The organism is Bradyrhizobium sp. USDA 327 (genome assembly GCF_041262065.1).
GTDB lineage: Bacteria > Pseudomonadota > Alphaproteobacteria > Rhizobiales > Xanthobacteraceae > Bradyrhizobium > Bradyrhizobium liaoningense.
On the sequence record NZ_JBGCCW010000001.1, the window covers coordinates 5,412,892 to 5,435,785 of the forward strand.

The window sequence follows — 22,894 nt, forward strand, 5'->3', positions numbered from 1 at the left end:
CGCCAACCCCGATTCCGCTGCACGCTAGCGGCCGATCGTCCCTAGCTCAACCAGTTCGGGATGAATCGTTCACATCCGCCATGAACGCTGCCAGCGCATCGCGGTCCGCCGCGGGCATGGTCAGGCCGAGCTTGGAACGACGCCACAGGACGTCGTCCGGGAAGCGCGCCCATTCGCGGCTCATCAGGTGACGCACCTCGGCGCCGGTCAGCTCGGGGCCGAAGGCAGGGCCGAGATCGTCGCGGGTCCTGGCGTCCCCGAGCACTGCCGGCAATCGCGAGCCATAGGCCGCAACCAGGCGCTGCGCCTGCGGCTCCGAGAGGAACCGCCAGCGCTCGCGTGCGAGGTCGACCGCGGTGTCGAAGCGATCCCAGGCAAAATCGCCGCCGGGCAGCGCCGCGCCCGCGGTCCAGGGCGGTGACATCGGATAGAACGTCGTCAGCTTCGTCACCGCACGCTCCGCGCGCAGGCGCGACGTGGTGACGTCGCCGCCGAACATCGTGAGCAGCGGCGCCTTGCGCCGGCGCGCGTGGAACAGGGTCGTGCCGTCACCCCGCCGCACGGACGCCGGCCTTAAATTGACGCCCGAAACCGTCCGGACCACGTCGGCCGGAGCGATGCGCTCGCGGAAGTAGCGGCTGGCCGCTTCGCAGAGATAGCTGACGTCGGTTCCGGTCATCGCGACGATGGCGGGATCGCCGGTGAAATCATGCGTGACGGTGCCGATCAGCGTGAACTCCCGCTCGAACGGGCTTGCGAAAATCAACCGCCCGTCGTTGTTCTGGAAGACGTAGACGTTGTCCGACTCGAACAGCCGCGGCACGATGATCTGGCTCATCTGTGTGGCGGCCATGGCGGGCTGCGGTTGCCGCAGCACTGTCTCCGCAACCAATGGCATCCAGGCCCCGCTGGCGTTGGCCAGGGCCCGGGCCGTGATTGTGCGGCGGTGGCCACGATCAACCACCGCAAGCCGCCAGGTCTCGGTTCTATCGGCACGGACGCAGCGTGCCCCAGTTCGGATCGCCGCGCCACGTTCGGCCGCATCCAGCGCCGTGAGCACCACGAGCCGGGAATCGTCGACGACGCAGTCCGAATATTCGAACGCCGTGCCGAATGGGCGCCTTAGCGCGTTGCCGACCGGATGGTGGGTGATGTCGAGGGTCTTCGATGGGGCCAGGCCGCTCCGGCTGGCGAGGCTGTCATAGAGGAACAGAGCGCCGCGCAGCAGCCACGGTGGCCGCTCGTCCGCATGCGCAGGAATCACGAAACGCATCGGCCGGACCAGATGCGGCGCGATCCGGAGCCAGATCCGGCGCTCGGCCAGAGCCCGGCGCACCCGCCAAAAACCGCGGCGCTCCAGCACCGAGAGATCGCCATGGATCAGCCGCGGCGTCGCCGACGACGCGGCGCCTGCGAGATCGCCCTGCTCGAAGAGGATAACCCGCAGGCCGCGGCCCGCCGCATCGCGGGCGAGGCTGACACCGTTCAGGCCGCCGCCGATGATCGCGAGGTCGTAATCCGCCATGAAGCCGTCGAATGGGAGCGAAGCACTCCCATGACTAACCGGTCTTCAGCGCAAGCTCCATGGCTTCGGCGCGACCGACGAGGCCGGCATATTTCCCGATCGGCAGCGGCTTGCCGAGCAGATAGCCCTGCACGCCGTCGCATCCCTCCTTGGCGAGGAAGGCGAGCTGGTCCACCGTCTCGACGCCTTCGGCGATGATCGACATTTCGAGGCCGTGGCCGAGATCGATCACGGCGCGCACGATTGCCGCCGATTGCGGATTGCGCCCGAGATTAATGATGAAGCCGCGGTCGATCTTGATCTTGTCGAACGGGAACGCCTGGAGGTAGCTCAGCGAGGAGTAACCGCTGCCGAAATCGTCCATGGAGATGCGCACGCCGAGCGCCTTCAGGCGGCGCAGCAGCGCAAGGCCGCGATCGAAATCTTCGATCAGCACGCCCTCGGTGATCTCGAGCTCGAGCCGGCCCGGTGCAAGGCCCGTCTCGATCAGGATCGAATGGACCAGTCCGACCACGTCACCGTGCATGAACTGCGCCGGCGACAGATTGACCGCGACCTGGAGCGGCTTCGGCCAGGACGCCGCCTCGCGGCAGGCCTCGCGCAGGATCCACTCACCCATCTCGACGATCAGGCCGCTCTCCTCGGCGATCGGAATGAATTCGGCAGGCGAAACCTGGCCGCGCACCGGATGCTGCCAGCGCGCCAATGCCTCGAAGCCGATGATCTCGCTCTCGGCGACGCTGTGGCCCGCGATCCCCTGTGGCTGGAAGGCGAGCGAGAGCTCGCCGTTCTTGACCGCCATCGAGAGGTCCTGATGCAGCACGCGGCGATCACGGATCTGCTGGTCCATCTCCGGCTGGTAGAGGCTGATCGTGCCGCGCGACTTCTGCTTGGCGCGGAACAGCGCCGCACCGGCATTGGCAAGCAGCGAGGCGCCATCGGTGCCATTGTGCGGGAAGACCGACATGCCGGTGGTGATGCCGGCGCGGACCGGCCGGCCGTCGATCTGGAACTCCCGGGCGACGGCTTCGCCGATCTGCCGCGCCAATGCGAGGCCTGCCTCAGGCTGCTTGCCGTCGATGATCAGGCCGAACTCGTCGCCGGACAGGCGCGCCACCACGCCGCCGCGCGCGGAGTCCTGGAGCCGATGGGCCACCTCGATCAGGAGCTTGTCGCCCAGCGCATGGCCGAAGACGTCGTTGACCTCCTTGAGCCCGTCGAGGTCGACGCAGAGCACGGCGAACTCCTCGCCGGTGCCTTCGCAGGCCTCGATCATCTGGGTCAGCGCCTGGAGGAAGGCGGCGCGGTTCGGCAGGTCGGTCAGGCCGTCATGATAGGCCATGTGCGCCATGCGCGACTCGGTCTGCCGGCGGTCGGTGACGTCCTCGTGGGTCTTGATCAGGTATTGCGGTTCGCCGGCATCATTGAGCACGGTGGCGCGGCGGGTCAGGAACAGCCGCAGGCCGTCCTTGGTGGAGATCGGATGCTCCTCGGTGATCATCCCGCGTTTCTTGATCGCGGCCTCGTCGCGGGCGATGATCAGCCTGGCTTCCTTGGGATTGAAGATGTCGGAAGCCGTCAGGCCGGTGGTTTCCTCGCGCCTGCGGTTGAGGATCGTCTCCGCGCTGCGGTTGGCGAGCAGATAGCTGCCGTCCTTGACCTGTTCCACGATCAGCGCGACCGGGATGTTGTCGACCACGAGCTCGAGGAACTTCTTGGTGCTCTCCAACTCCTGCGACAGCGAGCGGCGATCGGTGATGTCCTCGAACACGATGAGCAGAAATTCGGGCTTGTTGCTCTCGTTGCGGACCACGATCCGGATCGAGGCGACCATGCCGCCGCGCACCGGCACGGTCGACTTCGAACTCATTGCGGTATTGGCCATCCGGCGAATTGAGCGCCGCCCGGTCGGCCGCCTCGATGCTGGACGCCGAACTCGGCGCAAACAGCTCCCGCGCTTTCCTGCCCACGGCGAAGTCCCGCGACAATCCCCAGAACCGTTCATAGGCGCTGTTGGCGAAGATGTAGCAACCGTCCTCGATGCTCTTGGCTGCCACGCAGGCCGGCACATGGTCCAGCACCGATTCCAGGAATTGCTTGGTGGAGGCGAGCTGCCGCGACAGCCTGCGCTGCTCGCTGACGTCGAGATGCGTCGCCACCGAGCCGCCGTTCGGCAGCACGAAGTACTTCACCAGGATGGCCCGCCCGTCGGGCAGTTCCGTGATCAGACCATTGGCGCTTGCCGCCTTGTCGTAAAATTCGTCGTCGGAGGCGCCCAGCACCCCGCGCTTGCGCCGAAGCGCGAGGAGCTCGCGGCCGTTCATGCCGGCCCGGACATCCGACCGCGTCAGGCCATAGATCTCAAGATAGCGGTCATTGCAGAAGATGACGCGGCGCTGCGCATCCGTCATCACCACGCCCTGATTGAGATTGTTCATGGCGGAGGAGACGAAGGCGTTGCGCCGCAACTGCAAACGTCTGGTCCGGCGCAGCGAGGAATGGATCCACAGCGCGATCGCGGCGAGGAACGAGCACACGACGATGCCCGCGATCAGGGCTTCCCAGATCACGTTGGGATCGAGCTTGGTGAGATCGCCCGGAGCGGCGAAGCTGTCCGACAGCGCAAAGGCACGCGCAGGCGTGACCGCACCGGCCAGGCATGCGACGGCCTGCACAGCAATCGGAAGCGTGCTGCCCGCGTGCCAGTTCTTCTCAGCCATCAGCCACCCGCGATTTCAACGTCGGATTGTCTGGCCTCGCGGGTTTGGATCGGGTAAACGCCTGTAGGCGCAACAGAAAAATGTGACGCGAAATGCGGCAATTGCCCTGACATGATAAATGCTTGCTTAATGGAAAATAGGCCCGCGCCCTCGTTCTCGGCTCCAATGCCACCGGCACTTCCAGCGGACATTCTGCACAACCATGGATAGGGTCGATTGCATCGTCATCGGAGCCGGCGTCGTCGGGCTCGCGGTGGCCCGGAAGCTCGCCCAGGCCGGGCGCGAGGTCATCGTGCTCGAGGCAGCCGAGGCCATCGGCACCGTCACCTCCTCGCGCAACAGTGAGGTGATCCATGCCGGCATCTACTATCGCGCCGGGAGCTGGATGGCGCGCATGTGCGTCGGCGGCAAGCACGCACTCTACCGCTACTGCGCCGAGCGCGGCATCCCTCACAAGAATTGCGGCAAGCTGATCGTTGCGACCAGTGCGAAGGAAACCGAGAAGCTGCAATCGATCAAGGCGCATGCCGAGGCCAATGGCGTGCTCGACATGCAGCTGCTCACGGGCGAGGCCGCGCGGGCGCTGGAGCCGGCGCTCGCCTGCGATGCTGCGCTGCTGTCACCGTCAACGGGCATCATCGACAGCCACGCCTACATGCTCTCGCTGCGCGGCGAGGCCGAGGACGCTGGCGCGGCCTTCGCGTTTCACACCCCGCTGATCCGCGCCAAGGCGAATGCCGGCGTCATCGAGGTCGAGGCCGGCGGCGAGGCGCCGATGACGCTGCAATGCGGCCTCCTCGTCAACGCCGCGGGGCTGTCGGCGACGAATGTCGCGCGCAACGTCGACGGCATGCCGCTGGACCGGATTCCTCCGGCCTATCTCGCCAAGGGAAATTACTTCAGCTGCAACGCCAAGGCGCCGTTCTCGCGTCTGATCTATCCGGTGCCCGAGCCCGGCGGGCTAGGGGTCCATCTGACGCTGGACATGGCGGGGCAGGCACGTTTCGGGCCCGACGTCGAATGGATCGAGACGATCAACTACGAGGTCGATCCGTCACGCGCCGAGCGCTTCTATCCGGCGATCCGCAAATACTGGCCGACGCTGCCCGATGGCGCGCTGATGCCGAGCTATTCGGGCATCCGCCCGAAGATCGTGCCGCCGGCTGTGGCCACGCAGGACTTCTTGATGCAGGGCCCGCGCGATCACGGCGTCGCAGGCCTGATCAACCTGTTCGGCATCGAATCCCCGGGACTGACGTCGTCGCTCGCGATCGCCGATCACGTCGCCGAGCTCGCAGACATCTAGCGCGTTTTCGCGCGAGGTGGATGACGGTTGGCGTCGAGAAACGGTCCCAACAAAGCTGGCGCCAGACAGACGTCTTGCGCCAGCTTGAAGCAGGGATGAGCACGAATGCCCTCATCCCTGCGTGAAAGGATGTGATCAACTCTACGATGTTACGGGGGTCGCTAGTGGAGCGTATCGCCGTGCTTCAGACGCTCGATCTGGTCCTTGACCATCAACTTCCGGCGCTTCAACTCAACAATTTGCAGGTCGTCTGTTGAAAGGTGCACGAGAGCTTCGTGCAATTCGTTTTCGAGAAGTTTGTGCTTCCGTTCCAATTCAACAAGATGTGCCTGAATTGTCATTCGAAACCTCCTCGGTAGGGTTGAACCTTAGGATTCGATCCGGACAAGCAAGTCTACATCAGCGATTCGTTCTGTCGATGGGTATCCGTCGTCGCAGTGTCATTTTTGAAAGTTCATATGTAACGAAGCGTGACTAGGGGAACCGCGCGGGAAAAATCCGTGATATCAATGCGTCTGCGCGACGTCGCACCAGCCTGCGGAAATATCTTGCGGGAGATTGGCGAGCGAGGATCGCAGATCGCTTGCGATCACGCCGCGCAAGGACGATAATTTCCACAGGGCATCCACAGCCTTAATCTCACGCTTATCGGTTTTCGGCCACCGCAGACATGACCAATGAAGACGAGCGTGAGCTCGAAGCCGAGCTCACCCGGTTGCAGCAGGAACACCGAGATCTGGACGCCGCGATCGATGCATTGCATCAATCGCCCGCCCCCGACCTATTGCGGTTACAGCGGTTGAAGAAGCGCAAGCTGTTGTTGCGCGACCGCATCGCGTTCATCGAAGACCAGATTACCCCCGATATCATCGCCTGATCCGTGAGCGCTGCCTGCACTGCGGCTCGCCCACATGAATCCGCTTGACTCGACAAGAACAAAATAGGAACATTTTCGGAGCGCCCAAACCTCCGAAATGCCCAAGCCCACGACACGAGGACAACGCAGATGTCGGCAACACCCCTTCTCGACAACAGCCACTATGAACAGGCCTGCGATCAGGCGATCGCGATGTGCGACGGCAATCTGCGCAGCACCATCAAGGCGCTGATTATGGCCAATGAATATCTGGAAGCCGAGCTGGAGGAATTGCAGGCGGCGATTTCCGCCGGCTGCATTCCGGAGACCTCGCGCAGCAAGATGCGGAGCAAGAGCAGCGCCGCCTGATTTTCAACAACCGGAGCAACGCCATGTCGGATGTGACCTACTACGTTGCAATGCCCTTTTTGATCGATGCAGACGGCTCGCCGGTCGCGGGCACTGCCGAAGAATGCCAGACCTCGACCGCCGCGTTGCGGCGCGCCGAGATATTGGCCCACGGTGCCGGCCACATCGGCGCGGTCGCATTCAGCCGCAGCGGCGATCCCGTGACCGGCGAATTCGGCGACGCCAGGCTGCTGCGCAAGTTCGGCAACGTGCCGGAAGATCTGGGGACACTGTAAGTTCAGCTGCTGACCAGCCTGATCCGCGGCTCGTGCCGCCGGCACGCCTTGCGCACGTACATGGCGGCGTCCGCCTCCTCCAGGGCGCGGCCTGCGTCCGACTGCGCCCCCAGCAGCGCGACGCCGGCGGAAGCGCCCGCGGTCACGTGCTGGCCGCGAAAGACGAAGGACAATTCGTCGATCGCCTGCTCGAAGGCCGCGGCCTTCGCCTTGGCGTCGGTCCCGGTGAGATTCCAAAGCAGCAGGGCGAACTCGTCGCCCCCGAGCCGGCCGACCACGTCGGAGGCACGGACCTGTCGCGTCAGCGTGGCGACGATCGCCTTGAGCACCTCGTCGCCGGCGGCATGACCGAACGAATCGTTGATCGGCTTGAGCCGATCGACGTCGAGCACGATCAGGGCCCCGCTGGCGCGGTAGCGCTTCATATAGGCGATGGCGCGCGAAAGCTCGCGCTCGAAGCCGCGCCGGTTGGGAATCTCGAGCAGGAAATCGGTGTCGGCCACAGCTTCCAGTTCCGCGACCCGGAGCTGCGCCTCCTTGAGCTTGGCTCGCAGGCCCCGGATTGTCGCCCTGACGTTTTCCTTGGCTTCCTTGGCCCCACCATCGCCCGAGGCGGCGCGCCGCGGCGGTTTCGCCGGACGCTTGGTCAGCCGTTTGGGGGCGGATCGGCCGGCGCTGGTTTTCCGGCCGTTTTTGGCCTTCGCAGCGCTCGCCCTTCTTGGTTTCTTCATGGGCATCCTGCTCAATGAAGGCTTGCGAGGATTCACCAAGACAGGATAGTGGATTCCCTTCTCCTTGCCACCGCCTTGCGAGCCGCCGGCCGGAACCGTAGATCTGGCCTATCTTTCTGTTTTTCCGGGCACAATTGACGTCATGACCGCGCCGATCGCCATCATCATGGGAAGCCAGTCGGACTGGGACACGATGCGGCATGCCGCCGACACGCTTGATGCGCTCGGCATTGCCGCCGACAGTCGCGTCGTCTCGGCACATCGCACGCCCGACCGGCTGTTTGCTTTCGCCAAGGGCGCCAAGGCTGCCGGTTACAAGGTCATCATCGCCGGCGCCGGTGGGGCTGCACATCTGCCCGGCATGGCGGCGGCGCTGACGGAACTCCCGGTATTCGGCGTTCCCGTCGAATCCAAGTCGCTCAAGGGCGTCGATTCGCTCTATTCGATCGTCCAGATGCCGGCGGGTGTCCCGGTCGGCACCCTCGCCATCGGCAAGGCCGGTGCGATCAACGCCGCGCTGCTGGCGGCCGCCGTGCTGGCATTGTCCGACCCGGCCCTGTCCGATCGCCTCGCCGCCTGGCGCAAGGCGCAAACTGAGGCGGTCGCCGAGCGTCCGGAGGACAAGGCGTGACCGACACCAGGCATGTGAAGCTGAAGCCCGGTGACACCATCGGAATCCTCGGCGGCGGACAATTGGGCCGGATGCTGGCCATGGCTGCGGCCCGGCTTGGCCTGCGCTGCCAGGTGTTCTCGCCCGATCCGGACTCGCCGGCCTTCGACGTCGTCCTGAACGCGACCTGCGCCGAATATGCCGATGTCGAAGCGCTCGAGTTGTTCGCGAACGACGTCGACGTCATCACCTATGAATTCGAGAACGTGCCCGCAGCGGCCGCGATGGTGCTGGATGCGCGCCGCCCCGTGCTGCCCAACCGCAAGATCCTCGAGACCACCCAGGACCGCCTTGCCGAGAAGGATTTCGTCACGCGGCTCGGCATCGGCACCGCAGCCTATGCCGACGTCACCTCCGTCCCCTCCCTGCGCGAGGCGATTGCCAGGATCGGCCTTCCGGCCGTGCTGAAAACCCGCCGCTTCGGCTATGACGGCAAGGGCCAGGTCATCATCCGCGAGGGCGACGACATCGCCAAGGTGTGGACCAGCCTCGCCACCAAATCGGCGATCCTGGAGGCCTTCGTGCCGTTCGAACGCGAGATATCCGTGATCGCCGCGCGCTCGGCCGCAGGCGAGGTCGAGTGTTTCGACGTCACCGAGAACGAGCACCGCGACCACATCCTGAAGATATCGCGCGCGCCCGCGGCGGTTCCGGATGCGCTCGCCGAGGAAGCGCGCAGCATCGCCGGCAAGATCGCAGGCGCGCTCGACTATGTCGGCGTGCTCGCTGTCGAGATGTTCGTGCTCGCCAATGGCACCGGACCGAAGGTGCTGGTCAACGAGATCGCTCCGCGCGTGCACAATTCCGGGCACTGGACGCTCGATGGCGCCTCGGTCTCGCAGTTCGAGCAGCACATCCGCGCCATCGCCGGCTGGCCGCTCGGCAAGCCCGTGCGCCACGGCGAAGTCGTCACCATGACCAACCTGATCGGCGACGAGATCAACGATTACGAAAGGTGGCTGAGCGTGCCGGGCGCGACCGTGCACATCTACGGCAAGGGCGCACCGCGCCCCGGCCGCAAGATGGGCCATGTCACCGAAGTCCGGCCGCCAAAGGGCGAATGAGGGGACCGCGGCTGCTAAAGCGCGATGCGATTGGGATGAATCGTCATCGCGCTTTCGGTTGTTGTCTAAGCATGATCTTTTCGGAAAACCGCTACGCACTTTTCCGGATCATGCTTTGGCCGCGATCCCGTTTTGCGATCACGCCGTCTTCACGCCCGCAACGACGCCGGCGGGCTCCTCGCTGAGCCAGCGATAGACCACCCCGCCCAGCGCGCCGCCGATCAGCGGTGCAACCCAGAACAACCAGAGCTGCGACAGCGCCCAGCCGCCGACGAACAGTGCCGGGCCCGTGCTGCGCGCCGGGTTCACCGAGGTGTTGGTGACGGGAATGCTGACGAGATGGATCATCACCAGCGCGAGCCCGATCGCGAGCGGTGCGAAGCCCGCCGGTGCGCGGCCATGGGTGGCGCCCATGATGATGAACAGGAACATCATGGTCATCACCACCTCGGTGAGGAAGCACACGATCATGCTGTACTGGCCAGGAGAATGCGCATCATAGCCGTTGGAGGCAAAACCCTTGCTGACGTCGAATCCAGGCGCCCCGCTCGCGATGACATAGAGGAGCCACGCGGCAACGACCGCGCCCGCCACCTGGGCGATCACATAGGGCAGGATCTGGCCGGCCGGAAAGCGGCCGCCGGCGGCAAGGCCGACCGTGACGGCCGGATTGAGATGGCAGCCGGAGATATGCCCGATCGCATAGGCCATGGTGACGACGCTCAAGCCGAATGCGAGAGAGACACCGACCAGGCCGATGCCAACCTGCGGGAAACCGGCCGCGATCACCGCGCTGCCGCAACCGGCGAATGTAAGCCAAAAAGTACCGATGGCTTCGGCGGCGTATTTCTTCATGTCCATGTGGCATCTCCCCTGATTTCAGCTCCGGATCAACTTCCGGAAACGGCCCGCCTTCTGGCGCCAAACCACCCAAATTGGGACCGTTCAGAGGTATTTTCGCCGCATTTAATGGCCGAACTTGGCCCGAAAACCCGCTTGGCCGGTGGACATCCAAGGTTTTGTCTGATACATCCGCGCGCTCAAGGCCAAGGGCGCCCGGCTTTTTGCCATCCCCTTTGACTTACCAGAATTCAAATCCGATCCACCTAAAGAGGATGCCGCGTGCAGGTTCTCGTTCGCGATAACAACGTCGATCAAGCTCTCAAGGCGCTGAAGAAGAAGATGCAGCGCGAGGGCATTTTCCGCGAGATGAAGCTCCGCGGTCATTACGAGAAGCCGTCCGAAAAGAAGGCCCGCGAAAAGGCCGAAGCCGTGCGCCGTGCGCGCAAGCTGGCCCGCAAGAAGCTGCAGCGCGAAGGCCTGCTGCCGATGAAGCCGAAGCCGGTGTTCGGCGCAGGCCCGGGCGGTGATCGCGGCGGTCGTGGCGGCCCCGGTGCAGGTCCGCGCGGACCGCGCTGATTTGCCGAACCTTTAAGATCTCGGTTTTCGATGACGCGGGCCCTTGGCCCGCGTCATTGTTTGTGAGCGGTGCCTTCGCGGGACGGGGCGCTGCCGATGCGGCGTTAAAGCGCGATATGATTGGATGAATGGTCATCGCACTTTAGGTAGTTGTTTGAGCACGATCTCCGCGCCAACGCGTTCCGCGTTTGTCGCGAGAGAAAACCGCGGCACACTTTGCCGGCTCCTGCTCTAGCGCGAGCGAACCGTAGATGGCTTCTCCTTTCCCTCAGCGCAGCTTGCCGTGGCGACGCCGGATCTGGCAGCAGCCGCTCGCGTTGGGCTTGATGGGGATCGCGCTATGCGGCTGCTCCTTCGATCTGGGATCGCTGATGCCGGAGAAGGACAAACCCCAGGAGACTCCGAAGGCGGAGGCGCCTGCCGAGAGCGCGGTGAGCGCCGGCAACGTCACCGAAGCTCAGGCCCACACTGCAAAGGCCCAGTCCCTGGCGAAGTCAGGCGAGACCGCGGCAGCGCTCGACGAGTTCAATCGCGCCGTCGGGCTCGATCCCTACAATGCGCAGGCACTCTATGGCCGCGCCCTGATCTACCAGGGCAATAACCAGCACAACTTCGCGATCGCCGATTTCAGCGCCGCGAGCGGGCTCAACCCGCAGAAGGTCGAGCCTCTGCTCGGCCGCGCCACCAGCTATCTCGCGATCGGCAAGCTCAAGGAGGCCGCAGCCGATCTCGATGAAGCCTCCGAGGCGGATCCGCACAATGCCCAGGTCTGGACCACGCGCGGACAGGCTTATGAGCGTTTGGGGGACAGGGCCAAGGCGGCCGCGTCCTACACCAAGGCCGTCGCGCTTCGTCCACGCGATGACGCCGCCCGCACCGGCCTCGCCCGCGTCGGCGGCTGACGGTCTGGCGCAGCGCGGGCCAGTCTTAATCGGGCGTGGCGCTCTTCGGCAGAACGGAGTTGAACATCGACTTCATGCCCGACAGCATCTCGTCGGCGACATTGGTCTTCCTCGGCCGCGGCATGGAGGCACCAACATCGGCACGCAGGTCGAGCGGTGGCGCTATGACCGGCACGGGAATGTCGGCCGGCGGCGTCACCCGATTCGGATCGTCGCTGCCGACTGAGGCCGTGTAGGGCGGATTGGAGCCGCCATTCCCGTAGGCCTCGGATGAGGGCGTCGAGACCGTGATCGGCGGCGGCAGCGGACGGACCGTGGACGGCTCCGTACCAATGACCCGCGGCGCCTCCAGCGTGCGGGCGGCTTCCCGCACCACAGGCTCCGCCGACCTCTCGGTTGGCTTGGCCTCGGACGACCTGACCTCGGCAGGCTTGGTTTCGGAAGATCTGGCCTCAGCGGACCTGCCCTCAGGCGATTTGCGCAGGCGCTCGATCGCGGCACGTACGAGATCGTTGGCATCGGGGGTTGCGGCCGGAGCGGCAGCAGCTGGCGCCGAATTGGCCTCCACCACCGACGCAACCGGGGCAGGTGCGGTCACGGCCGGGCTGGGCGTAGACTTGGCGAGCGCCTTTTCACGGGCGGATGGCTTGGCGCGCGGGCTCTCGGCCGGCGCCACATCCGGAGCCTTCTCCGCGGCCTTCTCAGACCCCTTGGGCTCGGCGACCGGCTGATGATCGGCCGCCTTGTCGGCTGCCGGCTTGTCGGTCACGCTCTTCTCGGCGATGCCCTTGGCCTTGACGCCGGGCGCAGGGAGGTTGGCGACATCAGCAGGCTTGCCGTTCTGGCCGGCGTCGGCGGGCGCAACAACGGCCGCGGGGGCATCGGCCGCCGGCTTTGCGTTGATGTAATGATTAACGATGTACGCCCCGATGATCGTCGCGAGCACCGAGGGGAAAATATCCATCGAGATTTTAGCGAGGTATTTCAGCATTTCTCGGCCACTCCCCGCGTGATCTGATGCGGGAACTTTAGGGCATTGTGAGGGATCAACTGCGACGGATCAATGGCAAAGGGTAACGCCGGACTTACGGCTTCAGCTCGATCTCAAGGAACACGATCTCAGTTGAGGTTTCGTTAAGTACGTCGTGTTGGACGCCGGCCTTGCGGAAGTAGGATTTTCCGGCCGCGAGCTGCGCCTTGGACCGTTCGCCACTGGGCGCCACGATGGTCATCTCGCCGGCGACGACGGGAACAATCACATAATCCATCCCGTGGGTGTGATGCCCGGTGGCGCTGCCCGGGGCGAGCCGCCATTCGGTCACCCGGACCTGCTCATTGTCGATCTGAACCTCGGACTTGGCGGCAAGCATCGCAACTCTCCTTTTGCACTTCAGGGCACGAAAACCATGAACACGTAGACGGCAAATACCACCATATGGACCAGTCCGAACAGGACATTGGTCCTGCCCGTGCCGAAGGTCAGCATGCTCAGGAAGAAGGTCAGCAGCAAAAGCACGCTGCCCTGGGCGCTGAGGCCGAGCTCGAGCTCCTTGTCGAGCGCGTAGGTGGCGACGCCGACGGCGGGGATCGTCAGACCGATGGTCGCCAGCGACGAGCCGAGCGCAAGGTTGATGCTCTTCTGGAGATCGTTCCTGCGGGCCGCCGCGATCGCCGCGACGCCCTCGGGCATCAGGATCAGCAGCGCGACCAGAAGGCCGGCGAAGGCCGACGGCGCGCCGATCCTGGCGCCGACGGCATCGACCACCAGCGAGAATTTCTTCGCCAGCAGCACCACCGCCAGAAGCGAGACCAGGAGCAGCGCCACGGTGAGCGCGAGCGCCCCGGCCGACAGGTGCACCTCCCCGCCCTCGCCCTCGGCCCGTTCATGAACGAAGTAGTCCTTGTGCAGGACGGTCTGGGTGTAGAGAAACACCCCGTACAGCGCGAGCGTGACCACGTCGACGAAGCCGAGCTGAACCGCCGAATAGCCCGGCCCCGGCGTGGTCGTGGTGTAGTTCGGCAGGATCAGCGTGATGGTCGCGAGCGCGAACAGCACGCTGAGATAGACGTTGGCCCCCGAGAGCTGGAAGCCCTGCTCGCGATAGCGCAGGCCGCCGATGAAGATGCAGAGGCCGACGAGACCATTGCAGACGATCATGACCACGGCGAACACGGTGTCGCGGGCCAGGGCCGGGGCAGGCTTGTCGCCCAGCATGATCGTGGTGATCAGCGCCACCTCGATGATGGTCACCGAAAGCGTCAGCACCAGCGTGCCATAGGGTTCGCCGACCCGCTCCGCGATCACCTCGGCATGATGAACCGCGGCGAACACCGTACCAAACAGGATGACCAGGAGGACGACGGCGAAGACGAGCCCGCCGAGCGACAGCGTGAACACATAGTCCGTCGCGCTGACGGCTGCGAACAACAGCACGGCCAGCACCGGAAAGACCCAGGCCGACCGGGGCATCGAATTGTGCGCGCTCATCCACCGGCTCCAGTCCCAGCATGATCCGGAAAAGCGTGTTGCGGTTCTTCCGATAAGATCATGCGCAATCCCAAAAACCGAGCTGCGATGAAAATTCACCGCAAGCCGGCCGAGCAGTAGCAAATCGGCCGGCAGATTCAATGCCAGTGCAGGATCGGGGCGACCGGCAGCAGCGTCAGCAGCAGGAACAGGGGGATCAGCACGATACCCGCGCGCAGGAGATAGCCGAAGAAGCTCGGCATCTCGATGCCGTTCTCGCTGGCGATGCTGCTCACCATGAAGTTCGGCGCGTTGCCGATATAGGTCAGCGCTCCCATGTAGACGGCCCCCATCGAGATCGAGGCAAGCGTGCCCGAGAGCTCGTGCATCAGCACTTGCGGGTCGCCGCCGGCGAGCTCGAAGAACAACAGATAGGTCGGAGCATTGTCGAGGAACGCGGACATCAGGCCCGTGAACCAGAAATAGGCGACCTCGCGCGGCGCGCCGTCCGGCCCCGTCACGGCGGACAGCAGCCATGCGAACGCACCGTGATGGCCGGCATTGAGCATGGCAATGACCGGAATGATGGCGACGAAGATGCCGGCGAACAGCTTTGCGACCTCACGGATGGGCTCCCAGGTGAAGCCGTTGGCCTGCCTGTGCTCGTCCGGCGTCAGCCACACCGACAGCGCCGCAATGGCCAGCAGCGCCAGATTGCGGACGACGTCCTCGAGGTCCAGCTTGGTGCCGAGAATGTCGAAGGCTACGCCGGGCTTCCACATGGCCGAGGCCAGCAGGCTCGCGACGATGGCCGCGATCAGGACCAGATTGACGAGGCCGCGGATGCGGACCGGCTGCGCCGGGCCGGTGTCACCGAGCGGCTCGCTCCGGAAATGCCAGACGTCGACGGCGATGAAGATCGCGAGCAGCAGTCCGGCCACGATCGCGGTCTGCAACCAGAGGGCCCGCGTGGTCCAGAAGAAGTCGACGCCGTGCAGGAAGCCGACGAAGAGCGGGGGATCGCCGAGCGGGCTCAGCGCGCCGCCGACATTGGCCACCAGGATGATGAAGAAGATGACGACATGGGTGTTGTGGCGCCGCGGGCGGTTGGCGCGGATCAAGGGGCGGATCAGGATCATCGCGGCACCCGTGGTGCCGACGACGCTCGCCCCCAACGTGCCAAGCGCGAGGATGCCGGCATTGGTCGCCGGCGTCGCCTTGATGTCCCCGGTGATGAGGACGCCGCCGGCAACGACATAGAGCGAGAACAACAGCACGATGAAGCCGAGATATTCGGCGAGCACGGCGTGAACGAGCGCCGCCAGCGTCGCCATGCCGCCGGCAAAGATGACGAGCGAGGCGAGCGCCAGCAGCGACCAGGCCGCGGCGATCTTGCCGTAATGGTGGTGCCAGAATTTTGCGAACAGCAGCGGCCCCAGAGCGATCGACAGCAACAGGCCGGCAAAGGGCAGCGCATAGGGCCAGCGCATCGCCGCGCCGTCGAGCCCGGTCGCGGCCCACGCCTGATGCGGCAACAATGTCAGGATGGCGGCGAGGGGCCTGGCTCCAGAGCCGCGTGACGAGCCGTTTAGGATCCAATGAATTGCCTTGCCTTTTCGACCGCACCGAAGGCGTCGAGATTGTCATGTCCGCCACCCGCAAAGCGAACGAACTGCTTCGGTTCGTGCGCAAGCGCGAACAGACGCTCTCCGAACATGATCGAAATGGCAAGGTCGTTGGTGCCATGCATCACCAACAGCGGCACCTTGACGCGCGCGATCCGTTCGTCGGAACGAAACTGGTCGCGCATCAGAAGGCGAACCGGCACGAACCGGAATGCCAGTGCGGCGATGTCGACCGTCGAGGTAAAAGGCGCCTCCAGGATCAGCCTGCCGATCGGGTGTTCGGATGCGAGCGCAACCGCCACGCCCGACCCGAGCGAAAAGCCCCAGACGACGATTCGTTCCGCTCCATAGCGCGCAGTGGTGAAAGCATAGGCGGCTGCGGCATCGCGCAGCAGGCCCCGTTCGCTCGGTGCCCCGCTCGAGCCCGCATAGCCGCGATAGGACAGGGCGACGAGGCCGGTGCCGTCGGCGGTCATCGCCTTGAAACGGCTGACGCCGCCGGCGAGAAAATCGCCATTGCCGGGGAAGTACAGGATCACGGAATGACCTGGCTTGGCCGGCACGTGCCAGACGACGATTCTCTCGCCGTCAGACGTGGTCAGCACGTGCTCTTCCGCCTCGGGAAGGCCCGCGGCACCGGGAGCTGTGCGGCCGACGGGCGGGATCGGAAACAGCAGCTCGCGCTGCCGGACATACAGCACGAGGAGACCGGCGCAATAGACGGTCACCAGCGCAATGGCGATCCACTTGACGATGGTCATCATTGCACGGCCCGCCTCTCGATCGAGACTTACGGCTTGCGACGACTCCGCAGCAATTTCATGACATCGGGCCGAAGGCTCGCCGGAACATCGCGGCAGCCGCACGCCTGCTTATGAGCAGCGTGCCAGACGACGCGCTGCTCGCGCGCCGCGTTGGGCGGCATGGGATGGGACCGGTGCCATTCCTTGTTGATGGCCACGGTCCGCGCCTCGCGCTACATCGCCTTGACGATGTTCTCGGTGACCTTCTTGGCGTCGCCGAGCAGCATCATGGTGTTGTCGCGATAGAACAGCGGGTTGTCGATGCCCGCGTAACCAGAGGCGAGCGAGCGCTTGATGAACATCACGGTGCCGGCCTTCCAGACCTGGAGCACCGGCATGCCGTAGATCGGCGAGGACTTGTCCTCTTCGGCAGCGGGGTTGGTGACGTCGTTGGCGCCGATCACGAAGGCGATGTCGGCCTGGGCGAATTCGGAGTTGATGTCCTCGAGCTCGAACACCTCGTCATAGGGCACATTGGCTTCGGCGAGCAGCACGTTCATGTGGCCGGGCATGCGGCCGGCCACCGGGTGAATGGCGTATTTCACCTCGACGCCTTCCTTCTTCAGCATGTCCGCCATTTCGCGCAGCGCGTGCTGGGCCTGGGCCACCGCCATGCCGTAACCGGGCACGATGATGACCTTGGAAGCGTTCTTCATGATGAAGGCTGCGTCGTCCGCCGAGCCGAGCTTGGCCGGCTTCTGCTCGCCGGTTGCCCCACCGGCCGCGGCGGTCTCGCCGCCGAAGCCGCCGAGGATGACCGAGATGAAGGACCGGTTCATCGCGTGGCACATGATGTAGGACAGGATCGCGCCGGAGGAGCCGACCAGCGCGCCGGTGATGATCAGCGCGGAATTGCCGAGCGTGAATCCGATGCCGGCCGCGGCCCAGCCGGAATAGGAGTTCAGCATCGAGATCACGACCGGCATGTCGGCGCCGCCGATCGGGATGATCATGAGCACGCCGAGCGCCAGCGCGAGGACAACGATCATCCAGAAGTCGAACGCGCTGCCTGACAGCACGAGGCCGACGATGAAGAACACCAGCGCCAGGGCCAGCGCGATGTTGATGATGTGGCGGAACGGCAGGAGGATCGGCGCGCCGCTCATGCGGGCGGACAGCTTCAGGAACGCGATCACCGAGCCGGTGAAGGTCAGCGCGCCGATTGCGACGCCGAGCGACATCTCGACCAGGCTCTGCGGATGGATGTTGCCGGGGGTCCCGATGCCGAAGGCCTCTGGCGCGTAGAACGCGCCGGCCGCGACCAGCACTGCGGCCATGCCGACCAGCGAGTGGAAGGCGGCGACCAGTTCCGGCATCGAGGTCATCGGCACGCGGCGGGCGATCACCGCGCCGACGCCGCCGCCGATCGCGACCGCGAGGATGACGAGGATCCACGCCACGCCGTCGGCCGGCGGATGGCTCGCGAGCGTGGTGGCGACCGCGATCGCCATGCCGATCATGCCGAACAGATTGCCCTGGCGCGACGATGCCGGGCTCGACAGCCCGCGCAGCGACAGGATGAACAGCACCCCCGCCACGAGATACAAGAATGCAGAGAGATTGGCGCTCATCTCAGGTCCCCATTGATCCCTTCAGCCCGAGGTGGCCACTCACTTCGACTTCTTCTTGTACATCGCCAGCATGCGCTGGGTGACAAGGAAGCCGCCGAAGATGTTCACGCAGGCGAAGACGAGCGCGACGAAGCCGAAGCCGCGCGCCCAGCCCGAGCCGCTCGAAATCATGCCGACCCCCACCGCGAGCAGCGCGCCGACCACGATCACCGAGGAGATCGCGTTGGTGACGCTCATCAGCGGCGTATGCAGCGCCGGCGTCACCGACCAGACGACGAAATAGCCGACGAAGACGGCGAGGACGAAGATCGACAGCTGGAAGATGAAGGGGTCGACGAGCTGTGCTGCATGCTCCATGGCGGCTCTCCTTAAACCTTCGGCTGGAAGTTCGGATGGATCACGGCGCCGTCTTTCGTCAGCGCGGTGGCCTTGACCAGCTCGTCGTCCCAGTTGACGGCGAGCTTCTTCTCTTTCTTGTCGACCATGGTCTCGATGAAGGAGAACAGATTGCGGGCATAGAGGCTGGAAGCCGAAGCCGCGACGCGGCCGGCGACGTTGGTGTAGCCGACGATCTTGATGCCATCGACATCGACCACCTCGCCCGGCTTCGCACCCTCGACATTGCCGCCGCGCTCGACGGCGAGATCGACCAGCACCGAACCCGGCTTCATCGACCTGACCATGTCGGCGCTGACGAGCTTCGGCGCCGGCCGGCCCGGAATCAGCGCGGTCGTGATCACGATGTCCTGCTTCTTGATGTGCTCGGCGGTGAGCGCGGCCTGCTTGGCCTGGTACTCCCTGGACATTTCCTTGGCGTAGCCGCCGGCGGTCTGTGCGTTCTTGAACTCCTCGTCCTCGACCGCGAGGAATTTCGCGCCGAGCGATTCGACCTGCTCCTTGGTGGCGGGACGCACGTCCGTGGCCGTGACGACAGCGCCGAGGCGGCGCGCGGTCGCGATCGCCTGGAGGCCGGCGACGCCGACGCCCATCACGAACACTTTGGCCGCAGGCACGGTGCCGGCGGCCGTCATCATCATCGGGAAGGCGCGGCCGAAGGCCTCGGCGCCCTCGATCACGGCGCGGTAGCCGGCGAGATTCGCCTGCGAGGACAGCACGTCCATCACCTGCGCGCGGGTGATGCGTGGCATCAGCTCCATGGCGAATGCGGAAATGCCGGCATCGGCCATCGCTTTGAGCGCCGCGTCGTTGCCGTAGGGATCCATGATCGCGATGACGAGCGCGCCGCGCTTGTACTGCGCGAGCTCGGACGCCTCAGGGCGCTTCACCTTGATGATGATGTCCGCTTCCTTGAGCGCGTCGGCACTGATGGTGGCGCCAGCCGCGGTGAATTCGGAATCCGGCAGGCCCGACTTGATACCGGCGCTCGGCTCGACGGCAACCTCGGCGCCCAGCGCTTTGAACTTCTTCACCGTGTCAGGCGAAGCGGCGACGCGCGGCTCCGACGGATCGATTTCCTTGGCAACGGCAATCTTCATGAGGCCTCCGGCGACGCGGGAAAAAGCGCGCACGCGAACTTAGCGTTACTCCCGCAACGTTGGATACCGGTTTTGGGACCGGCTTGAATGCAAATTTTATGGGCACCGACGACGCTGGCGGTGCGGCAGGCGATGGATCAGGTGAGAAAGATCGCCATCAGGATCACGATGAGCGCGACCGAGGCCGTGCCGTACTTCACCAGCTTGATGAAGCCCTCATAGGTCTGCTCGTGGGCAACGTAGTCATTGCCGTCGGCGGTGGTGTACGCCACTTCACTATGGTCAGCCATGGATGTCCCCAGTCGAAAGTCGAATTCTCGGGCTGGGATACCTTAAAGATTTGAACAGGGCAACGGCACCAAGGCGGGGTTTTCCCGCAAATCGGGTCATTTGGAATCCAAATTGTCGCGGATCCAGCGCGCGAGGCTCTCCTCGCTGACCTCATCGGAAGCGAGCGACAGGATCATGGCTGCCGCTTCTGCCTCCGGCACGACGAAGTCGATGCCGTTCACGCCGAGAAACGTGTACAGCGCCAGCAGAGACGTGCGTTTCTTGCCGTCGACGAACGGATGATTGCGCGCGATGCCGAAAGCGTATGCCGCCGCCAATTCAGGAAGATCGGCGCTCTCGTAAGACCATTTGTTTCTGGGCCGATCGAGCGCGGATTCGAGCATGCCTTCGTCTCGAAGACCGCTTGCACCGCCATGGGTCGCCAGCTGTTCGTCATGGATCGCAATGATGATCCGACGCGTCAGCCAGAACGGCTCGCTCATTTGGCAAGCTCGGCGAGGGCGTTGTGATAACGCTTCATACCTCGCCGCGCGACTTCCATCGCTTTTTCGAAGTCGGGATCACGCGGCGTCAGCAAGACACCACCGTCCGATTGCTCGACCGGAAACAGCTTGTCGCCCTCTTTGAGATTCAGACGAGCCGCGAGCTCCTTCGGCAAGATGACGCCGATCGAATTGCCTATCTTGCGCACCTGGAGCACGGTGGACTCGTTCTTCAGATCCTTGGGGTCCGCATTCTCGTTCATGGCCACACCTCGTTATACACTTGTATAACATGACCCCGAGCGATCGTTCAACAAATGTTTTACGGCCCTACCTCAGCCCATCGCCTCCAGCTCGTCGATCATCCCGGCGATGACGCTGAGCCCGCCGTCCCAGAATTTGGGATCCTTGGCGTCGAGCCCGAATGGGCGCAGCAGCTCGGAATAGTGTTTGGTGCCGCCGGCGGCGAGCATGTCGAGATAGCGCTCGGCAAAGCCTTCGGCCGCATTCTCGTAGACGGCGTAGAGCGAGTTCACGAGGCAGTCGCCGAAGGCATAGGCGTAGACGTAGAACGGCGAATGGATGAAATGCGGGATGTACATCCAATAGTTCTCGTAGCCCGCCTTGATCTCGATCGCAGGTCCTAAGCTCTCGCCCTGCACCGACAGCCAGATCTCGCCGAGCCGCGTCGCGGTGAGCTCGCCGTTCTTGCGCTCGGTGTGGACCGCGCGCTCGAAGGAATAGAACGCGATCTGCCGCACCACGGTGTTGATCATGTCCTCGACCTTGCCGGCGAGCAGCGCCTGGCGCTGTCTTGCATTCCTGGTCTGGGCAAGCAGCCGCTTGAACGTGAGCATTTCGCCGAACACGCTCGCGGTCTCCGCCAGCGTCAGCGGCGTCGGCGCCATCAACGCGCCGTTCTTCGCCGCCAGCACCTGGTGCACGCCATGGCCAAGCTCATGCGCGAGCGTCATCACGTCGCGCGGCTTGCCCTGGTAGTTCATCAGCACGTAGGGATGCGCCGACGGCGTGGTCGGATGCGAGAACGCCCCCGGCACCTTGCCCGGCCGCACCGGCGCATCGATCCAGCGATCGGTGAAGAAGCGCTCGGCGATATCGGCCATCCTGGGCGAGAAGCCGCGATAGGCCGTCAGCACCATGCTTCGCGCCTCCGGCCAGGCAATGACGTCGGTGGCCGCAAACGGCAGCGGCGCGTTGCGGTCCCAATAGGCCAGCCGCTTCTTGCCGAACCACTTCGCCTTCAGCGCATAATAGCGATGCGACAGCTTCGGATAGGCCGCGCGCACCGAGGCGACCAGCGCATCCACCACCTCGCGCTCGACCCGGTTGTTGAGATGGCGGGAATCCGCGACGTCCTTGAAGCCGCGCCAGCGGTCGGAGATGTCCTTGTCCTTGGCCAGCGTGTTGGTGATCAGCGCAAAGGTGCGCTCGTTGGCCTCGAAGGTCTTCGCCAGGGCTTCCGCTGCGCTCTTGCGTTTGGCGCCGTCGCGGTCCTGCAGCAGATTGAGCGTCGGCTCGATCGCGAGCTCCTTGGAGCCGACCTTGAAGCGCAGGCCCGAGATGGTCTGGTCGAACAGCCGGTTGAAGGCGGAATAGCCGGTCTGCGCCTTCTCCAGGAAGAGCTGCTCGAGCTTGTCGTCGAGCTGATACGGCTTCTCCTTGCGCAAGTCTTCGATCCAGGGACGGTAGTAGGCGAGCTCGGCCGCCTGCATCGCGCGGTTCAAAATATCGTCATCGATCCGATTGAGCTCGAGCGCGAAGAACAGAAGATGCGTCGACGCCGCCGTCAGGCGCTCGGACACGTCGCCGTAAAACTTTGAAATCGCAGGGTCCACGCTGTCGCCGGCATGGACGAGACCGGCATAGGAGCCGAGACGGCCGGCGAGATCGTCGATCGCCTCATAGCGTCGCACGGCTTCAGCGAGCCATTTTCCGCCATCTTCGTTTGCTGTCCCTGTTGCCAGCTTGCCCTTGTAGTCCGTCTCGAAGGCGACGCAGTCGGCATCCAACTTTTCGAGATCGCGCGCCACTTCCGGCGCGTCGATCCCGGAATAGAGATCGGCGAGGTTCCACTCCGGAAGCTTGCCGGTCTTGCTCGCAGCCTTTGCAAGTGAAGGCTTGGCGAGCGAAGGTTTGGCGAGTGAAGGTTTGGCGGGCGAAGGCTCGGAGGATTTTTTCTTGGCGGCGGATTTCTTGGTGGCTGGCTTGCGGAGTGCAGATTTTGCGAGTGCGGTCTTGGAGCGCGAAGTCATTGTGTGGAAAACCTGTGTTCAACAATCGCGACGGCGGGCGGGGGCATCA

25 protein-coding genes and 1 pseudogene are annotated in these 22,894 nt (G+C 64.5%); 8 read left to right on the forward strand and 18 right to left on the reverse strand.

Annotation, left to right across the window (positions count from 1 at the left end):
• Window positions 1-46: 46 nt before the first annotated feature.
• Together ABIA42_RS25515 and ABIA42_RS25520 are read right to left on the reverse strand one after the other, a co-directional pair.
• Complete coding sequence (locus ABIA42_RS25515; protein WP_271529621.1) at window positions 47-1,525, reverse strand: glycerol-3-phosphate dehydrogenase; 1,479 nt, start codon at window positions 1,523-1,525, stop codon at window positions 47-49.
• A 34-nt stretch (window positions 1,526-1,559) separates the two neighbouring features.
• A pseudogene (locus tag ABIA42_RS25520) lies at window positions 1,560-4,245 on the reverse strand (EAL domain-containing protein).
• A 202-nt stretch (window positions 4,246-4,447) separates the two neighbouring features.
• Here ABIA42_RS25520 and ABIA42_RS25525 point away from each other — a divergent pair.
• Window positions 4,448-5,551 (forward strand): NAD(P)/FAD-dependent oxidoreductase, encoded by a 1,104-nt coding sequence (locus tag ABIA42_RS25525; RefSeq protein ID WP_370119939.1) that lies wholly within the window; start codon window positions 4,448-4,450, stop codon window positions 5,549-5,551.
• Window positions 5,552-5,712: 161 nt separating this feature from the next.
• On the opposite strand, the gene ABIA42_RS25530 is transcribed toward ABIA42_RS25525, so the two are convergent.
• A complete protein-coding gene (locus ABIA42_RS25530) occupies window positions 5,713-5,892 on the reverse strand; it encodes a YdcH family protein (RefSeq protein WP_061880823.1) in 180 nt (59 codons plus the stop codon).
• Window positions 5,893-6,221: 329 nt separating this feature from the next.
• On the opposite strand from ABIA42_RS25530, the gene ABIA42_RS25535 reads away from it, so the two are divergent.
• From ABIA42_RS25535 to ABIA42_RS25545, 3 genes are all read left to right on the forward strand, one after another.
• Entirely contained in the window at window positions 6,222-6,428 is a 207-nt protein-coding gene (locus ABIA42_RS25535; RefSeq protein ID WP_008546179.1) for a YdcH family protein, read from the forward strand.
• A 129-nt stretch (window positions 6,429-6,557) separates the two neighbouring features.
• On the forward strand, window positions 6,558-6,776 hold the full coding sequence (locus ABIA42_RS25540) for a hypothetical protein (protein WP_124162847.1): 219 nt from the start codon (window positions 6,558-6,560) through the stop codon (window positions 6,774-6,776).
• Between the two features lie 23 nt (window positions 6,777-6,799).
• Window positions 6,800-7,051, forward strand: a complete 252-nt coding sequence (locus ABIA42_RS25545; RefSeq protein WP_028181614.1) for a hypothetical protein — start codon at window positions 6,800-6,802, stop codon at window positions 7,049-7,051.
• 2 nt (window positions 7,052-7,053) lie between these two features.
• Here ABIA42_RS25545 and ABIA42_RS25550 read toward each other — a convergent pair whose 3' ends face one another.
• Complete coding sequence (locus ABIA42_RS25550; protein ID WP_370119934.1) at window positions 7,054-7,782, reverse strand: GGDEF domain-containing protein; 729 nt, start codon at window positions 7,780-7,782, stop codon at window positions 7,054-7,056.
• 142 nt (window positions 7,783-7,924) lie between these two features.
• Between ABIA42_RS25550 and purE the strand changes: the two genes are divergently transcribed.
• Both purE and ABIA42_RS25560 read left to right on the forward strand, forming a co-directional pair.
• Window positions 7,925-8,413 carry a 5-(carboxyamino)imidazole ribonucleotide mutase gene (gene purE / locus ABIA42_RS25555; RefSeq protein ID WP_271529626.1) on the forward strand — a complete coding sequence of 163 codons (489 nt, stop codon included), beginning with the start codon at window positions 7,925-7,927 and terminating at the stop codon, window positions 8,411-8,413.
• Window positions 8,410-9,516, forward strand: a complete 1,107-nt coding sequence (locus tag ABIA42_RS25560; RefSeq protein ID WP_370119931.1) for a 5-(carboxyamino)imidazole ribonucleotide synthase — start codon at window positions 8,410-8,412, stop codon at window positions 9,514-9,516. The genes purE and ABIA42_RS25560 overlap by 4 nt, the downstream gene beginning before the upstream one ends.
• 138 nt (window positions 9,517-9,654) lie before the next feature.
• Here the strand turns inward: ABIA42_RS25560 and aqpZ are convergent, their stop codons facing one another.
• Complete coding sequence (aqpZ, locus tag ABIA42_RS25565) at window positions 9,655-10,377, reverse strand: aquaporin Z (RefSeq protein WP_271529628.1); 723 nt, start codon at window positions 10,375-10,377, stop codon at window positions 9,655-9,657.
• A gap of 261 nt (window positions 10,378-10,638) precedes the next feature.
• On the opposite strand from aqpZ, the gene rpsU reads away from it, so the two are divergent.
• Window positions 10,639-10,935: a 30S ribosomal protein S21 gene (gene rpsU / locus ABIA42_RS25570; RefSeq protein WP_008546194.1), complete on the forward strand. Its 297-nt coding sequence runs from the start codon at window positions 10,639-10,641 to the stop codon at window positions 10,933-10,935.
• 251 nt (window positions 10,936-11,186) lie between these two features.
• A complete protein-coding gene (locus ABIA42_RS25575; RefSeq protein ID WP_370119927.1) occupies window positions 11,187-11,837 on the forward strand; it encodes a tetratricopeptide repeat protein in 651 nt (216 codons plus the stop codon).
• Window positions 11,838-11,862: 25 nt separating this feature from the next.
• Here the strand turns inward: ABIA42_RS25575 and ABIA42_RS25580 are convergent, their stop codons facing one another.
• The 13 genes from ABIA42_RS25580 to ABIA42_RS25640 all read right to left on the reverse strand — a co-directional run bounded on the left by ABIA42_RS25580 (window position 11,863) and on the right by ABIA42_RS25640 (window position 22,845).
• Window positions 11,863-12,828: a hypothetical protein gene (locus tag ABIA42_RS25580; RefSeq protein ID WP_271529630.1), complete on the reverse strand. Its 966-nt coding sequence runs from the start codon at window positions 12,826-12,828 to the stop codon at window positions 11,863-11,865.
• Between the two features lie 94 nt (window positions 12,829-12,922).
• Window positions 12,923-13,207 carry a cupin domain-containing protein gene (locus tag ABIA42_RS25585; RefSeq protein ID WP_271529631.1) on the reverse strand — a complete coding sequence of 95 codons (285 nt, stop codon included), beginning with the start codon at window positions 13,205-13,207 and terminating at the stop codon, window positions 12,923-12,925.
• A 20-nt stretch (window positions 13,208-13,227) separates the two neighbouring features.
• Complete coding sequence (locus ABIA42_RS25590) at window positions 13,228-14,325, reverse strand: calcium:proton antiporter (RefSeq protein ID WP_370119923.1); 1,098 nt, start codon at window positions 14,323-14,325, stop codon at window positions 13,228-13,230.
• Between the two features lie 137 nt (window positions 14,326-14,462).
• Window positions 14,463-15,794, reverse strand: coding sequence for a sodium:proton antiporter (locus tag ABIA42_RS25595; RefSeq protein ID WP_370157198.1), 1,332 nt, complete (start codon window positions 15,792-15,794; stop codon window positions 14,463-14,465).
• Between the two features lie 98 nt (window positions 15,795-15,892).
• Window positions 15,893-16,690, reverse strand: coding sequence for an alpha/beta hydrolase (locus tag ABIA42_RS25600; protein WP_370123925.1), 798 nt, complete (start codon window positions 16,688-16,690; stop codon window positions 15,893-15,895).
• A 29-nt stretch (window positions 16,691-16,719) separates the two neighbouring features.
• Complete coding sequence (locus tag ABIA42_RS25605; protein ID WP_370119918.1) at window positions 16,720-16,890, reverse strand: hypothetical protein; 171 nt, start codon at window positions 16,888-16,890, stop codon at window positions 16,720-16,722.
• Window positions 16,891-16,905: 15 nt separating this feature from the next.
• On the reverse strand, window positions 16,906-18,303 hold the full coding sequence (locus ABIA42_RS25610; RefSeq protein WP_370119915.1) for an NAD(P)(+) transhydrogenase (Re/Si-specific) subunit beta: 1,398 nt from the start codon (window positions 18,301-18,303) through the stop codon (window positions 16,906-16,908).
• Window positions 18,304-18,342: 39 nt separating this feature from the next.
• Window positions 18,343-18,660: a proton-translocating transhydrogenase family protein gene (locus ABIA42_RS25615; RefSeq protein ID WP_028180801.1), complete on the reverse strand. Its 318-nt coding sequence runs from the start codon at window positions 18,658-18,660 to the stop codon at window positions 18,343-18,345.
• Window positions 18,661-18,671: 11 nt separating this feature from the next.
• On the reverse strand, window positions 18,672-19,799 hold the full coding sequence (locus ABIA42_RS25620; protein ID WP_370119911.1) for a Re/Si-specific NAD(P)(+) transhydrogenase subunit alpha: 1,128 nt from the start codon (window positions 19,797-19,799) through the stop codon (window positions 18,672-18,674).
• 137 nt (window positions 19,800-19,936) lie between these two features.
• Window positions 19,937-20,089 (reverse strand): aa3-type cytochrome c oxidase subunit IV, encoded by a 153-nt coding sequence (locus tag ABIA42_RS25625; RefSeq protein WP_008136857.1) that lies wholly within the window; start codon window positions 20,087-20,089, stop codon window positions 19,937-19,939.
• Between the two features lie 96 nt (window positions 20,090-20,185).
• Entirely contained in the window at window positions 20,186-20,572 is a 387-nt protein-coding gene (locus ABIA42_RS25630) for a type II toxin-antitoxin system death-on-curing family toxin (RefSeq protein WP_370143666.1), read from the reverse strand.
• Window positions 20,569-20,835 (reverse strand): AbrB/MazE/SpoVT family DNA-binding domain-containing protein, encoded by a 267-nt coding sequence (locus tag ABIA42_RS25635; protein WP_050994984.1) that lies wholly within the window; start codon window positions 20,833-20,835, stop codon window positions 20,569-20,571. Before ABIA42_RS25635 ends, ABIA42_RS25630 begins: the two co-directional genes overlap by 4 nt.
• A gap of 72 nt (window positions 20,836-20,907) precedes the next feature.
• Complete coding sequence (locus tag ABIA42_RS25640) at window positions 20,908-22,845, reverse strand: M3 family oligoendopeptidase (protein ID WP_370119905.1); 1,938 nt, start codon at window positions 22,843-22,845, stop codon at window positions 20,908-20,910.
• Window positions 22,846-22,894: the final 49 nt, after the last annotated feature.